This window comes from Ignatzschineria sp. PL_is040 (assembly GCF_055813795.1).
Genome location: NZ_JBVPGU010000001.1, coordinates 172,248 through 188,298 on the forward strand (window position 1 = coordinate 172,248; position 16,051 = coordinate 188,298).

Below are 16,051 nucleotides of genomic sequence, written 5' to 3' on the forward strand. Positions count from 1 at the left end.
AGGGTCTCTCTAGAGAGAAATATATTGAGAGGATCAGTGAGAAGAGGAGTCTATTTTGGGCTGGTTAAAAGAATATAGTGCGCTTATCACCGGTGGAACGGGAGGGATTGGTAGTGCTGTTGTTCGTCGTTATGTTGCAGAAGGGGCGAATGTCACTGTGCTAGCAAACAATGAGGCGGAGCTACTCGAGCTTCAAAAAGAGCTTGGTGATCGAATTGCGATTGTCTGTGGGGATGTTACCTCTTATGAGGATAATGCCCGTGCAGTGGCGCTAGCTTTAGAGACATTTGGAAAACTCGATGTCTTTGTTGCCAATGCAGCACTTTTCGATTATTTCACCCGTTTAGAAAAAATTCCCCCAGAAGAGTTTGAACGCCATTTTCAAAAACTCTTTGCGGTGAATGTTCAAGGGTACCTACTCGGTGCTCAAGCGGCTATTCCGGCGCTAAAAGAGAGCAGAGGTTCAATGATATTCACTCTCTCTAATAGTGCGTTTTATGCAGGTGGTGGCGGTATCCTCTATGTAGCATCAAAGCATGCTGTTGTAGGGATCGTCCGTCAGCTAGCTTATGAACTTGCTCCCTATATTCGGGTCAATGGCGTTGCTCCTGGTGCGACAGATACTCCCATGGCGACATTAGCCGATCTAAATGAAAAGAGTGTTCCACTCAATCAACTTCCTAATTTCGCTGAAAATGCAGCCTCTTCCGTACCGCTTCAAAAGATTGCTGAACCAGACGCACATACAGGTCATTACGTTCTTTTAGCTTCGCGGGAGAACTCCGCACTAACGACAGCCACCATTATTCATAGTGATGGGGGTTGGGAGGTTAGAAAGCCGGGAATTCACAATCGCCGATAACTTAATAGGCAATGGTTATTTATCTTTGGGAGACCAATATGTCACAACAGATAGAAGAGAATTTTTTAGAATCATTGAGACACTTAAAAGTGCCGGTGATGGTTGCCCCCATGTTTTTAGTTTCAGGACCTGAGCTTCTACTTGCTACTTGTCGAGCGGGCGCTATTGGTAGTTTACCGCTGCCCAATGCGCGTAATATCACAATATTGGAGGGGTGGTTAGAGGAGATTAAGCTAGGAATTGATAGATTAGCGCAAGAACAAAAAAGGAGCATTCCTTGGTTGCTGAATATGATTGTCCACCGCACCTATGACCGTTTTGATGCAGAGTTAGAGTTAGTCTGTCAATACCAACCTCCACTGGTGACAACTGCACTCGGTTCACCTAAACGCGTTGTGAAAGAGGTACATCAATATGGTGGCGTTGTTTTTGCTGATGTCACTAATTTAACACTTGCAAAAAAAGCGGTAGATGCAGGTGTCGACGGGCTAATCTTAGTCTCACATGGTGCAGGTGGGCACACAGGCCATCATAATCCATTTGCATTTATAGCTGAGGTGAGAAAGTTTTGGTCAGGCTCTATTGCGCTTTCAGGGGCATTGATGAATGGGCGTGATATTTTGGCCACGCAAGTCTTAGGTGCTGATCTCGCTGTTATGGGAACACGCTTTATTGGTGCGAATGAGAGTTTAGTGGCCAATCAATATCGGCAGATGCTCTTAGATGCCAATCTAGATGACATTATTTTGAGTGACCAAATTAGTGGGGTTCCGGCAAATTGGTTGAGAGCGTCTCTTGAAAAGAGCGGAATAATATTACAAAGAGATCAGCCATCAAAGATCAACTTCTCTGGCAATATTTCAGATGATAAACGTGCATGGCGCGATATCTGGTCTGCGGGCGAAGGGGTTGGTCAGATTGAAAAGTTAGAGAGTGTTGCCGATATTATTGCTGATTTAAGTGTAGATTATCAGCAAGCTAGAGGAGAGATTATTAACTCAAAGAATTATATAAAACTCTAAGTTAAGTCTTAGTTAGAGTGAATTTGGGGCAAAGAGCGAAATAGAGCAATAAGAATCAATCAAGATTAATAGAATCAACAAGATCAATAGAGAGATTCAGGATAAAAGATAGAGCGCGCAAAAAGATCTCCAAAAGCGTAAGCAATCAGTTAAAGAATAGAACAATAAAGCAAGTCGTAGGTTTGTGTGATCACTTCATAAGATCCCGGCTTACGAGATAACAGACAGGGAAGAGGATAAAGAGATGATGCTAGATCATTATAAAAAGGCTGCTGCCGAGTTACTTAGGGCAAGAGAGGAGAGAAAAACTTGTGGTCGAATCTCCGAGGCATATGGCATTACCACGATGGAAGATGCCTATCGCGTCCAAGAGATCAATACAGAAATTGCCTTAAAAAATGGTCGTCGTATTGTTGGACGCAAGATTGGTTTAACTTCAAAAGCAGTCCAGCAACAATTGGGCGTCGATCAGCCCGATTTTGGGATGCTATTTGCTGATATGGAGATTGGTGATGGTGACTCAATCGATGCTTCGACATTAGTGCAACCCAAAGTTGAGGGAGAGATCGCTTTTGTTCTAAAGCGTGATCTACCAACGGAGGATACCACATTAGCGGAGTTGATTAGCTCTATCGATTATCTTCTACCGGCATTAGAGATCGTAGATACCGTTATTGAGAATTGGGATATTACACTTGCTGATACGATTGCCGATAATGCCTCAAGTGGTCTCTTTGTTCTAGGAAAGACACCTATTTCGCTCGACCAACTCGATCTAGAACTAGAAGGGATGTTGCTTTATAAAAATGGAGAACTCGCTTCTACAGGAGTTGGTGCATCTTGCTTAGGAAATCCCCTTAATGCCTGTTTGTGGCTTGCTCGAACAATGTCGCAAAAAGGAAGACCACTTCTTTGTGGAGATATTCTCCTTTCAGGCGCTTTAGGGCCGATGGTCAATGTCGAAAAAGGTGACTCAATCTCTATGCACTTGACGCGTTTAGGCAGTGTTAAATGTGATTTTGTCTAGCTTTATCGTTTGATATCGTTCTAGTTTAATTACGTTTTTACCGACTCAGTTAAGATGATTATAATTTTTCCAATGAAAGTCGTTGGAGAGTCGTTATTTACACCCTCAAAAGCTCAGAAGAGGGCTGTAGTAAAAAATAATAAAGAGCAATTTAAACCAATAGTAATGATGAGAAGACGGTATTACCAATGTCTAGCCGCCAATGCCTATCGCTAATACTTATCGGTATGAATAACTCGATAGGATAACGCGATATAACAACGCGATATGACAATACGATTTGACAACGATGACGACATTATTATTACGACAATATTGTTGTAGAGAGAGTCGTTATTGGGGCAATGCTTGGTAGACCGACAATCTAAAAACGGAGGAGTAGTATGTGTAGGACTTTGGATCAAGAGCAGGGATTAGTAAAAGCAACCATTTTGAAATCTTTCTATGCTAAAGAGAAGCAGAAAGAGGAGGCTGTAGGACGATTAGCAGTGGCTTCTACGCTCTGTGAATATCGGGAGGATGGCAGCTTTATTATGAAATCTCCAGAGAAGCTGAAGCCATATGCAAGATGTGTTGGGGAATGGTTAGATTATTGGGCAGATAAAAAACCCAATCATCCATTTCTCTCCGAAAGAGAGGGCGATGGTTGGAAGAGTCTTACCTACGCAGAAACACGTGATAAAGTGGGGCGAATCGCACAAGGTCTTCTTAATTTAAAGATGCCGACTTGCCATCCTATCGTCTTTCTATCAGGGAATGGATTGAGCCAAGCATTGGTCACTTTAGCGGCTTACCATGTGGGGATTCCTGTTGCGACAATTTCAGCTGCTTATTCACTGCGTCCTACTGACTTTTCTCGCCTTAATTGGATTTTAAATACTTTAGAACCTTCTGCTGTTTTTGTCGATGATGGTGCTAAGTATGAGAAGGCATTGAGGGGTGTTGAGGTCGATAGCCGACTTATTATTGAGAAAAATGCGGAACTCTTTCCTCAAGCAGTTACTTTCGATTCGCTCTTAGAAGCGACGGAAACTGAGGAAGTAAACCATTATTTTGAACAGGTTGGCCCCAATACGGTTGCCCGTTACCTTATGACTTCAGGATCAACGGCAGATCCTAAATTTGTTGTTCATACGCAGCGTGTTCTCTGTTCTAATCAGCAAGCGATCTCTCAATGTTGGCGCTTTATTGAAGAGAGTGAAATTGTTGTAGTTGACTGGTTACCTTGGAGTCATGTTTTTGCCTCTAATCACAACTTTAATATCGTTTTGCGTAATGGCGGAAGTCTCTATATCGATGATGGTATGGCAACTGATCAGAAAATTGAGCGAACCATTGAGAATATTAAGATGGTTAAGCCGACGCTCTATTTTAATGTCCCGAGAGGTTATGAACTCTTACTTCCCTATTTAGAAGAGGATCAAGAGTTAGCAGAAGCGCTCTTTGGTCGATTAGAGCTGCTCTTTTATGCCGGAGCTGCATTGCCGAAAGTCGCCTGGAATCGATTAGAAAAGGTGGCAAGTAGCTGTCGTACAACACCACTTTTTATCGCAACAGAATGGGGAACAACAGAGACGGCACCTGTTATTACTAATGTTCATTACACCATTGATGGACCTGGAAATATCGGCCTACCTGTTCCTGGGGTTGAGGTAAAGTTTGTCCCGAATGAAGAGAAGTATGAGATGCGTGTTCGTGGGGAGTTTATCTTTACCCGTTATCTCGGTGACCCCGCTATGACGGAGAATGCTTTCGACGAGGAAGGATTCTACTACACTGGAGATGCCGGCTATTTAGCAAATCCTCAACGTCCAGAGCAGGGGATTATCTTTGATGGGCGTATTACGGAAGACTTTAAGCTTAATACTGGAACATGGGTATCGGCAGGTGTTTTAAGACCGCTCTTAGTGGATGCATTCTCTCCTTATGCCCTCGATTTTGTCATTACAGGGCATGATCAAAAATATGCAAGCGCCATGATGTTCCCGACAAAAGAGCTCTATTTATTAGCCGATGATCCGGAACAGAAACTCGATGTTGCAGAGCTTTCAGAGCATCCGAAGGTTAGAAAAGAGCTATTAACACGTATGCATCAATTCTATAAAGAGAATAGTGGTTCATCGCGCCATATTAAGCGTCTCATTATTCTTGACACGCTCCCCTGTTTAGAATCGGGCGAGACAACAGATAAAGCTTATATTAATCAACGAAAAACATTAGCAAGAAGACAAGATCAAGTGATGAAACTCTATGCTGCTCATCCGGGTAGAGAGGTCATTAGACTCTCGGAACTTGAAGAACAATAGAAGGATAGGAATGATGAAAGAGAAAGTACGTGCTGCAATTATCGGCTCAGGCAATATCGGCACCGATTTGATGATTAAGATGTTAGAAAATGGGGTCAATGTGGTGATCGATACAGTTGTTGGTATCGATATTGCATCAGATGGATTGAAAAGGGCGAGAGATCGTGGAGTTAATACAACCCATGAAGGGGTAGAGGGATTGGTAAAATCCCCCAATTTTGAAGAGATTGAGATTGTATTTGATGCAACTTCAGCCAATGCTCATCTTCATAATGAGAAGGTTCTTCGAGCGCTAAAACCGGAAATTAAGATGATCGATTTAACGCCAGCTGCGATCGGTCCCTACTGTGTACCTGTTGTAAATCTTGAAGAGCATCTCGCTGAGAATAATGTCAATATGGTCACTTGTGGTGGACAGGCGACTATTCCCATTATTGCGGCAATCTCTTCTGTGGCAAAGGTTCATTATGCAGAGATTGTTGCCTCTATTAGTAGTCTTTCAGCCGGACCAGGAACACGGGCAAATATCGATGAATTTACTGAAACCACATCTCGTGCAATTGAGGAGATTGGCAAGGCAACTAAAGGGAAAGCTATCATTGTTCTCAATCCTGCTGATCCGCCGATATTGATGCGAGATACCGTCTATTGCTTTACCGATAATGCAGATCAAGATCAGATCCGGGAAGCTGTTGAAAAGAGGGTTGCTGAGGTCAATCAATATGTTCAGGGCTACCGTTTAAAGCAAGATGTACAATTTGAGGTGATTCCAGAAGATAAGCCACTCAATCTACCAGGAATCGGTTATCGATCCGGATTGAAAGTTGCTGTTTATCTTGAGGTAGAGGGCGCAGCACACTATCTTCCTGCTTATGCCGGAAATCTCGATATTATGACTTCAGCTGCTTTAGCGACTGCAGAAAAGATTGCTCTCAATTTACTTGCTCAAAAGGAGGCATAAGATGGGAATGCCAGAGAAACTCTATATTTCAGATGTAACACTCCGTGATGGTAGCCACGCTATTATGCATCAATACTCTCTAGAAGATGTGAGATCTATTGCGAAAGCTCTAGATGATGCACATGTTGATAGTATTGAGATCGCTCATGGGGATGGACTTCAAGGTTCAAGTTTTAACTACGGTTTTGGCGCTCATTCTGATCGAGAGTGGATTGAAGCGGCGGCTGATGTGGTTAAAAATGCAAAAATTGCCACTCTATTACTCCCCGGTATCGGTACCACTCGAGATCTTAAAGAGGCTTATGATGCCGGAGCAAGAGTCGTGCGTGTTGCAACTCATTGTACGGAAGCTGATGTTTCCGCTCAACATATCGCTTACGCTCGTGAGTTAGGAATGGACACAGTGGGCTTTTTGATGATGAGCCATATGACGACGCCGGAAAATTTAGCACAGCAGGCTAAAAAGATGGAAAATTATGGGGCTACCTGTATCTATGTCGTTGATTCTGGTGGTGCTATGACAATGAATAATGTGCGTGACCGAGTTCGTGCTGTTCGAGATATCCTACTACCTGAAACTGAAATCGGTATTCACGCACACCATAATCTCTCTTTAGGCGTAGCAAACTCTGTTATTGCGGTAGAGGAGGGGGCTAATAGAATAGATGCAAGTTTAGCCGGCATGGGTGCTGGAGCAGGAAATGCGCCGTTAGAGGTTTTTATTGCTGTCGCTAATAAATTGGGATGGAAACATAATGCTGACCTCTATCGTTTAATGGATGCAGCAGATGATATTGTTCGTCCTCTGCAAGATCGTCCTGTCCGTGTTGATCGGGAGACATTAGCATTAGGTTATGCCGGGGTCTATTCTAGCTTCCTTCGTCATGCTGAAGATGCTGCAAATCGCTTTGATCTTAAGACAGTCGATATTTTGGTTGAATTGGGTAAGCGTAAAATGGTGGGTGGGCAAGAAGATATGATTGTTGACGTTGCGCTAGACCTTCTTGAGAAAAGCCAATCCCTAAAGAGTTAATTAATAGAGTATAAATAGAGTATAACTCCATGACTTCATTACACTTTGACTAAAGTGCTTTCGCCTAAACAGGATCTCCTTTCTGTTTAGGCTTTTTTTATGTTTGATCGGTTATGACCCCTTTTTGATCAACAAAATGACGCGTGAGGAATACCAATACCTTTTGAAGCGCAATCTTTGAAGCACTATCTTTGACGAGTAATAATCTTTGGAGAGTAAGTTTTGAAGGGCAACTTCTTTACAAAAGTTGCCCATTCAATGACTCTCTATTGTATTAATAAATTATGATTATCAAGCCACCAAGCCATCAAACCATCAGACTACTAACGAAGCTTCATAAGATCGATCTCACTATTTTGCAGTTGCTCGGGATCAAGGGAAGCACCTTTTCTAAACCAGAAGCGTCCAACACCAATTGCTTTAGGTTCATTGAAGGCAACAATGGAGCGAACTTTCTGATCTTTATCGAGATGGATAAAGCATTTTTTATCGCCATCTTCTCGAATCACGAGTTGATTTTCTTCTTCAATTGGCAAGCCCATAATTTGAATATTGTGATGATACTGATCTGACCAGATCCAGGGAACCTCCTGATATGGTTCATCTTTCTGCCCAACAATAGCTTTTGCGACTTTTTCTGCTTGTTGCTGTGCATGCGCCCAAGATTGTGTTGTAAAGCCGATAAGAGGGTGGATTGCTGCATCGCCGGCAGCATAGATATCGGGGTCAGAGCTTTGCCCATAATGATCTACTACAATTCCCCCTTTTACTTCGAGTCCTGCAGCAACAGCAAGCTCTGTTGCAATCTCTGCTCCGGCACCGATCAGCAAGATATCAGCTTCTATTGTGATATCGCCACTTTGAATTTGTAAAGTGCCATCGCTCTCTTCTGTGATCTCGATCTCTTTGGCATTCAGAATAATAGTAGTCCCTTCTGCTTCATGGAGCGTCAGTAGATGGGCAGAGACTTCAGGAGAAACACTGCGACTGCAGAGGCGATCTTCACGTTCAAAAAGAGTGACTTCTAATCCGAGCTTATTAGCGGTTGCGGCAACTTCTAATCCGATCCAGCCTCCACCAATAATGGTAAGTCTCTTTCCATCAGTTAATCTCTCTTTGAGTTTCAGCGCATCTTCTACCGTTCTAAGAGTATGGCTATTTTTAAAAGTGAGCCATTGGGCATTAGGAACTCGAGGACGGCTCCCGGTTGCGATGATTAGTTTATCATAGGGGAGAGTAGTGCCTTGATCGGTTTTGACAACTTTTGCTTGACGATCGATCTCAGTTGCACGCATCGGTTTATGCCACTCAATATTGAGTTTGTCGATACTCTCTTGATCGAAAAAGTAGAGTTTATCTAATGTCTCTTCGCCACTAAGAATTCCTTTTGAAAGAGGAGGGCGTTCATAGAAAATACGATCCTCATCGGAGATAATCGCCAACTTCCCTTCATAGCCTTCTTTTCTTAGAGTCGAGGCCGCAAAAGCAGCCGCTTGACCGCCACCGATAATAACAATTGAATCCATTATAACTCCCTTTATAATTCCTTATAGTTGTTGGTATTTAAGCCGATATTAATAATTTTTACATGAAATCTCTAAGCTAACTCCGAATTAGTCAGTTAATGATCTAATGAGCTAGTTAATTAACTCATTCAATTTAAAAATTAACTTATAAGTTAACTTAGAAATCAGATAGATAAAGAAATTAGATAGATAAAAATAGTAAGAGCCACTAATAGTTAATGAGTTTAATGAGTGGCTAATTGAATAAACATACATATCTGTATGTTTAACTATATAGGAGTCAGATAAGATGATCAAGAGAACAAAATATGCGATATAAGGATCTTCAGGCCCTCTAATAATCATTAAGATATGGGCGTTATCAACGATTGGGTGGGTCTATTCATAAAAGGGGTAGCAAGATCAATAAAAAACCTCAAGAATCACTTCTTGAGGTTCAACTATTTCGACTCTTCTCTCTATCTCTTTTTCTCATCTTATAGTGTGTAATCGAGGCCTATATCGAGCGACTTGACACTATGGGTGATCCATCCCATCGCAATAAAATCGACACCTGTCTGTGCAACTTCTAAAACATTGTGGGGCGATATTCCGCCAGATGCTTCTGTCTGACAGATCCCTTTTGCTAATTTGACAGCCTCTCGTAATTGCTCGGGATTCATATTATCGAGCAATACAAGATTAATCCCTTCTTTGAGTGCAAGTTCTAATTGCTCTAAAGTATCAACTTCAACCTCTACCGGAATGAGATGACCGGCAAATGCTTTTGCGCGTTGGATAGCCGTTGTAATATCGCCGGCAATGGCAATATGGTTATCTTTGATTAAGATTGCATCATCAAGCCCCATACGATGATTGCGTCCGCCACCGGCGCGTACAGCATATTTTTGTAATATCCGTAATCCTGGAATGGTTTTACGTGTACAGGTGATCTCAACAGGGTAATCGGCAACGATCTCTTTAATAGCGGCAACCTCTGTCGCAATTCCACTTAGATGAGTTAAAAAATTGAGAGCGGTGCGTTCAGCTGTGAGTAATGCGCGTGCATTTCCAGCAACTTCGGCTAAGAGAGTGCCGGCGGCAACTTTCTCACCATCATCGATTTTGGTACTAAAAGAGATCGAAGGGTCAATCTCTTGAAAGGCTAATCGGGCAAGATCCATGCCGGCAATAACACCTGGCTCTCTTGCTACGATCGCTAATTGACTTGATCGATCTGCTTCAATCAAGGCAGCGCTCGTAAGATCGCCTCTACGGCCTAAATCTTCTTCTAGGGCCTGCTGAACAAAAGGGCGTAGTAGTGGGGTGGGAAGGGCGGCAAGCGATGTCATAAGAACTCCTCATTCCAATTTAATAATGCTCATTATGAGCATATCGACTAATTTTCAAAATCTCAATCTTTATTTTCAATCTATTGTGCGAGTAAAGATGAGTAAAGATCTATTGTTAGGGAAAATGGTGTAACTAATTCCCTAATTAATCCTCTTCTATGAAGAATGATTTTATAAAAAGCTTGTTCTTCTATGAAAATCCATATATGCTCAAATTGAGTATATCTCTCTCATTGAGCGCAATTGATAATCAATATTTTAATCAATATTTGAATGAATAGTTCTCATCGAATTATTTCTATCAATAGTAGAGCCTATGAGATCTATAACATCTATTGGTTAATTAGATAGTTGTGTCAATGGGTGGAGAAAGGCTTAAAAGCCGTTTGAAGATATTAAGGATATGAAGGTCATTAAGGATAAGTGACAGAGGAAGGATGATTGCCATGAATCAGGAAGTAACAAAATGGGTCGACTATATTCAACCGACAAAAGCTGGATCGGCTAAAATTTCCCAAGCAGAAGCAAAAGTACCGGTCGCACTCACTTCAGAAGAAGAGGAGAAGGTGATTGCGGAATTAAAAGCGCTTCTTAAAGCGGAAGATGCCGTGTTAGTGGCGCATTACTACACCGATCCTCGTATTCAAGCATTAGCTGAGGAGACGGGAGGTTGTGTAGCTGACTCGCTTGAGATGGCCCGTTTTGGGCGGGATGCAAAAGCGCAGACGTTAGTCGTTGCGGGGGTTCGCTTTATGGGAGAAACTGCAAAGATTTTAAGCCCCGAAAAACGTGTCTTAATGGCGGATCTAGATGCAACTTGCTCTTTAGATTTAGGCTGCCCAGAGGAGGAATTCTCTCAATTTTGTGATCAATATCCTGATCGAACGGTTGTGGTTTACGCTAATACAAGTGCCAAAGTAAAGGCTCGAGCAGATTGGGTTGTCACCTCAGCAATTGGGCTCGATATTGTTAGAGAGCTAGATCGTGCGGGTGAAAAGATCATCTGGGGTCCTGATAAGCACCTTGGACACTATATTCAAGAGCAGACCGGCGCAGATATGATTTTATGGCAGGGAAGCTGTATTGTGCATGATGAATTTAAAGCTGATAGCTTAGCGCTCTTTCGTAAAGAGCATCCCGACGCTGCAGTTTTAGCTCATCCAGAATCGCCGGCATCCGTATTGGCGCAAGCAGATGTGATCGGCTCAACCTCTCAATTGATTAAGGCGGCACAAGCTTCAACTAGTGAGCGCTTTATTGTGGCAACCGATCGAGGCATTTTTTACAAGATGCAACAGGCGGTTCCCCATAAGGAGCTACTCATTGCACCTACTGCAGGAGAGAGTGCTACCTGTAAGAGTTGTGCGATGTGTCCCTGGATGGCGATGAACTCACTGGCAAAGTTACGAGATGCCTTGAAATTAGGTAGTAATGAGATCAAAGTGGATGAGGCAATCAGAGTCGGTGCAGTTAAAAGCCTTAATCGAATGCTCGATTTCTCTGAAAAGATGCGTGTAAACGTGCAGGCTTCCGGCGATCTGCTTCAGGATCAGAGGCTCTTTCAACACGTCGGGCCTGCGTAACATAAGTTGTGAATCATAAGATCAATCTATTGATGATCGATAGATATGATGGGTAAGAATAATCGATAATCGATTGTGATAGTGCTAACGAGAGATAGGGAGCTTACTGCCGGAGAGGGAGCGTTCTAAAAGAACATCATCTCTAAATTGGTAGAGTCTAGCGGGTCTTCCAGGGCCGCTCTGATCGAGCTCTCCTGTCTCTTCGATCAATTCTTGTTGCGTGATAAAGCGGCGAAAGTTCTGCTTGTGAAGCGTTACACCACCGAGTGCCTCAATACTCTGCTGTAATTGTAGGAGTGTAAAAGTGGGGGGCATCAATTCAAAAATTACCGGTCGATACTTGATCTTTGCTCGTAGACGCGCCATAGCAGAGGCTAAAACGCGGCGATGATCATGAGCCATCCATTGACCTATAATCTCTTTAGGTAGGAGTGCAACATCAGCACCCGCTTCCGGTAGAATTCCCACTTCGTAGAGTAATTCATAACGCTGCAGCGCATACTCTTCATTCCATGTAAAAGGCGCAATTCCCCAACAGAGTTTGACGCGCTGTTCACGTGCTTTCTGTTCTGCAACGGTATTACCGGAATTGATCCAATGACGAAAAATGGGATAGAAGGTCTCTTCAATAAATTGAGGAGGTGCTTCTCGATGATCTTCCCAAGGAAGATATTGATACCAGTTGCACCATATTGCGCTATTGTCGCCGCTCTTTTTCTCTTCATCAGCTTCCTCTCGGACTAATCCAAGATAACTAATATAGATTACATAGTGACCAGAAGAGGTTTTACGATTGGTATCTACAAAGGTATAGAGTTGCTCAACATATCCTAAAGGTCGACCTGTCTGCGTTTCTACCCATTGCCGGACTCCCGCTTGCAATGAGCGATGAATCGGTGTCAGTGGCCCATTGGGGAGTAACTTTCCAGCATCGACGGTCAACACCTTTGCTTCTGATTGTGTCACAGAGATTAAGACTGCTGCGAGTTCTGTCGTTCCTTCTTTGGGTCTCTGATTTAATTGGGTCATAGGCAAATTTTATCTCAAATATAGGGGATAGTGTCTCGCTGATTGGCGGATCATTGAGTGATCTCTTTTGAGGAGGTATTGTACCTCAATTTTAGGATAAGAGCGGGGTAATCTCCATTCAGATCCATGTTTCTTGATCTCTATTCTCGCCTACTGCAATTCTCTCTTCGTTGCTATAAATGCAAATCTGTAATCCATAATTTGCACTATGCAGTCCTCAAAAATATCGCTAGTCTGTTTTCTAAGAGGAGAAAAAGATCTTTTCTTCACTGAAAGAGAAGGTCAATGCTTATTAAGCGAATATGGTTAATATGAATAATAATATATAACTGAAAATAATAATAAGTAACCATATGCAACTACATATAACTATATACAACCATATGTAACGATATGCATCGATATAGATCGATATAGAGCGATATAACAATAAGATAGAAGTATCAGAGGATAAGTGATGATGGAGAGAAGTGAAGAGCAGAAGCAGACAATAGCGCCCGATTATCCAGAGGTGTCACAACAGACGCTACTTTTAGCAAAATATCTGGTAGAAACAGAGTATCAAGATCTCCCAAGTCACGTTATCGAGGGGATGAAAGCTTTAACATTAGACTGGTTAGGATCGGCATTGGCAGGAAAAGAGTTTTATCCCAGTGATCTTTTTCGGCAATATGCAGCGATGATGGGACCTGCTCATGGTCCAAGTACTATTTTTAATTCCAAAGAGATTTCAAGTAATGAGTTAAAGGAGGGAAGCAGCCCCTACTTTGCGGCTCTTGTGAATGGTGCTTGCGGTCATCTTTTAGAGCAAGATGATCTGCATAATAGCTCTGTTTTTCATCCCGCTACGGTCGTTTTTCCGGCACTTCTTGCTGCGAGTGAAGATCTTAATGCATCAGGTGAGGCATTTTTATTAGCCGCCACAATGGGGTATGAGGCAGGCATTCGGATAGGAGAGTTTTTAGGAAGATCTCACTATCGTGTTTTTCATACAACATCAACGGTCGGATCGATCTCTGCAGCGATCGCGGTGGGGAAGTTGATGAATTTTAATCTTGAAGAGATGCTCAATCTAATAGGTAATGCGGCGACTCAATCTGCCGGCATTTGGGCCTTTCTTGAAGATGCCGCTGATTCAAAACAACTGCATACAGCAAAGGCGAATGCTAATGGATTGCTCGCAGCCTATCTGACAAAGATGGGGCTCAAAGGGGCAAAGAATAGTTTAGAAGGGGTGCAAGGGCTTGCTGCTGGAATGTCAGAAGAGAGTAATCCTAGCGCATTAAGCGATCGATTAGGAGTAAGGTGGGCTGCCATTGAAACTTCATTTAAATATCATGCTTCATGTCGCCATACCCATCCTGCCGGAGATGCCTTGTTGCAACTCTTAAATGATGAAGGGCTCTCTTATCACGATATTGTTAAAGTTAAGGCCTTTGTGCATCAAGCTGCAATTGATGTTTTAGGGGCAGTGATTGAACCACAAAGTATCCATCAAGCTAAATTTTCTATGGGGAGTGTACTAGGATTATTAGCGGTACATGGGCGAGCAGGGCTCTTTGAGTTTGATCAATATAGTTTAACAGATCGAGATGTTATCGCTTTTCGTCAAAAGGTCTCAATGGTGCTAGATCCTGAGATTGATGCTGCCTATCCCAAAGAGTGGCGTGGAAGGGTGGAAGTAGAGACGAAGGAGGGTCGACGTTATCAATCTATGTTGCGTTACCCCAAAGGTGATCCAGAAAATCCATTAACCCAGCTTGAATTAGAAGAAAAGTTTCAAAGACTTCTCCATTTTTCAGGAGATCAACATCTTTTAGCGCAATCAGAGGCGCTCATCGCAATGATTTGGAAATTGGAGACACTCGAAACGATGAAGAGCTTAACGAAGTTAATCGATCCTTGTAATGATTTATAAGGAGAATGCCTTTAACAACTGTTGAAGAAAAACTGTTGAAGAAATTTTATGGCAAATTCATGGCGAATTCATCGCGGATTTATGGAGGATTTTTAAAAAAACATTTTTAGCATCATGCAGTAAAAGAAGGAGTGATTAAGCAGTAAGTAGCAGGAAGTAATAGTAAGTAACAGATAATAACAATAAACAATAATTAAAATAATGAAGTGAATAATCACACTCTACACAAAGCGTTTAGTCGACATCTAGTTGATATTTAATATCTATTTTATGTAGTCACTATTTAGTGACTATTTAGTAGCTATTTAGTAAACGCTTTATAGATGTAGTTTATTAAAGGAGAATGGAATGATGGAAGTAATGACACAATCGATCAAGAGATCTATTTCAACGACATTATTGAGTAGCGCACTACTATTTGCCGGCATCAGTAGTATCAATAGTGCATGGGCAGATGAGCCAATCGTTATTAAATTTTCTCACGTAGTTGCTGAGCAGACCCCTAAAGGGCAAGGGGCACTTCTATTTAAAGAGGCTGTTGAGAGAGCACTCCCCGGAAAGGTATCGGTGGAGGTCTATCCTAACTCCTCCCTCTTTGGTGATGGACAGGAGCTAGATGCACTCTTGATTGGAGATGTCCATATGTTAGCGCCTTCAACCTCAAAATTGGAGTATTACTCAAAGCAGACACAGCTTTTTGATCTTCCATTTCTCTTTGATGACTTTGATGCCGTTGAAAAATTTGCAAAGAGCGATGCCGGCAAATCAATTTTGATGAGTATGGAGAACTCCGGTATTACCGGCCTTGCTTATTGGAATAATGGAATGAAGCAGATGTCTGCCAATAAGCCGTTAAAAAAACCGCGGGATGCGAGGGGATTAAAGTTTAGAGTGCAAGCATCTAATGTATTAGAAGATCAATATAAGGCAGTACGAGCGAATCCTCGTAAGATGTCTTTTGCTGAAGTTTATCAAGGGCTGCAAACAGGTGTTGTTAATGGTACAGAGAATACCTACTCCAACTATTACTCCCAGAAGGTGCATGAAGTGCAGAAATATATCACCGAGAGCGATCACGGACCCATTGTCTATATGGTTATTACAAATACGAAATTTTGGGAGAGCTTGCCGGCAGAGATTCAGCAGACTCTAAGTGAAATTTTAGATGATGTCTCAGCCGAGGTAAATCGCCAAGCATATGATCTCAATATGCGTGACAAAGCCAATATTATTGCCGAAGGAAGTACAGAAGTGATCACCTTAACACCTGATCAAAAAGCGAAATGGCGTACGGCAATGGAGCCTGTATGGAAGAAACATGAGAAGGTGATTGGTCCGCACCTTATTGAGGCGGCACTCAATATTAATAGTCATAGTAATAGTAGTAGTGCGTCAGACTGATAGTAAGTCACTCTATTTAAAGGACTATAAGGAGTATCAGTGCAACGGCATA

At 42.3% G+C, this 16,051-nt stretch carries 12 protein-coding genes; 9 read left to right on the forward strand and 3 right to left on the reverse strand.

The window, feature by feature from the left end:
* Positions 1-55 precede the first annotated feature (55 nt).
* From hcaB to dmpG, 6 genes are all read left to right on the forward strand, one after another.
* Positions 56-862: a 3-(cis-5,6-dihydroxycyclohexa-1,3-dien-1-yl)propanoate dehydrogenase gene (gene hcaB, locus AC0SAP_RS00710; RefSeq protein WP_473382376.1), complete on the forward strand. Its 807-nt coding sequence runs from the start codon at positions 56-58 to the stop codon at positions 860-862.
* A 38-nt stretch (positions 863-900) separates the two neighbouring features.
* Positions 901-1,884, forward strand: a complete 984-nt coding sequence (locus AC0SAP_RS00715; protein WP_473382378.1) for an NAD(P)H-dependent flavin oxidoreductase — start codon at positions 901-903, stop codon at positions 1,882-1,884.
* 247 nt (positions 1,885-2,131) lie between these two features.
* On the forward strand, positions 2,132-2,911 hold the full coding sequence (locus AC0SAP_RS00720; protein WP_373296264.1) for a 2-keto-4-pentenoate hydratase: 780 nt from the start codon (positions 2,132-2,134) through the stop codon (positions 2,909-2,911).
* 383 nt (positions 2,912-3,294) lie between these two features.
* Positions 3,295-5,217 (forward strand): feruloyl-CoA synthase, encoded by a 1,923-nt coding sequence (locus AC0SAP_RS00725; protein WP_473382380.1) that lies wholly within the window; start codon positions 3,295-3,297, stop codon positions 5,215-5,217.
* 10 nt (positions 5,218-5,227) lie between these two features.
* Positions 5,228-6,178: an acetaldehyde dehydrogenase (acetylating) gene (locus AC0SAP_RS00730; protein ID WP_473382381.1), complete on the forward strand. Its 951-nt coding sequence runs from the start codon at positions 5,228-5,230 to the stop codon at positions 6,176-6,178.
* A 7-nt stretch (positions 6,179-6,185) separates the two neighbouring features.
* Positions 6,186-7,211, forward strand: a complete 1,026-nt coding sequence (gene dmpG, locus AC0SAP_RS00735) for a 4-hydroxy-2-oxovalerate aldolase (RefSeq protein WP_473382970.1) — start codon at positions 6,186-6,188, stop codon at positions 7,209-7,211.
* 323 nt (positions 7,212-7,534) lie between these two features.
* Here the strand turns inward: dmpG and AC0SAP_RS00740 are convergent, their stop codons facing one another.
* Entirely contained in the window at positions 7,535-8,737 is a 1,203-nt protein-coding gene (locus tag AC0SAP_RS00740; RefSeq protein WP_473382383.1) for an NAD(P)/FAD-dependent oxidoreductase, read from the reverse strand.
* Between the two features lie 476 nt (positions 8,738-9,213).
* Positions 9,214-10,068: a carboxylating nicotinate-nucleotide diphosphorylase gene (gene nadC / locus AC0SAP_RS00745; protein WP_473382384.1), complete on the reverse strand. Its 855-nt coding sequence runs from the start codon at positions 10,066-10,068 to the stop codon at positions 9,214-9,216.
* A gap of 446 nt (positions 10,069-10,514) precedes the next feature.
* On the opposite strand from nadC, the gene nadA reads away from it, so the two are divergent.
* Positions 10,515-11,651: a quinolinate synthase NadA gene (nadA, locus tag AC0SAP_RS00750; protein WP_473382385.1), complete on the forward strand. Its 1,137-nt coding sequence runs from the start codon at positions 10,515-10,517 to the stop codon at positions 11,649-11,651.
* 84 nt (positions 11,652-11,735) lie between these two features.
* Here nadA and AC0SAP_RS00755 read toward each other — a convergent pair whose 3' ends face one another.
* Complete coding sequence (locus AC0SAP_RS00755; protein WP_473382386.1) at positions 11,736-12,680, reverse strand: NUDIX hydrolase; 945 nt, start codon at positions 12,678-12,680, stop codon at positions 11,736-11,738.
* 511 nt (positions 12,681-13,191) lie between these two features.
* On the opposite strand from AC0SAP_RS00755, the gene AC0SAP_RS00760 reads away from it, so the two are divergent.
* Together AC0SAP_RS00760 and AC0SAP_RS00765 are read left to right on the forward strand one after the other, a co-directional pair.
* Complete coding sequence (locus AC0SAP_RS00760) at positions 13,192-14,598, forward strand: MmgE/PrpD family protein (RefSeq protein ID WP_473382971.1); 1,407 nt, start codon at positions 13,192-13,194, stop codon at positions 14,596-14,598.
* 348 nt (positions 14,599-14,946) lie between these two features.
* A complete protein-coding gene (locus tag AC0SAP_RS00765) occupies positions 14,947-15,999 on the forward strand; it encodes a TRAP transporter substrate-binding protein (RefSeq protein ID WP_473382388.1) in 1,053 nt (350 codons plus the stop codon).
* Positions 16,000-16,051: the final 52 nt, after the last annotated feature.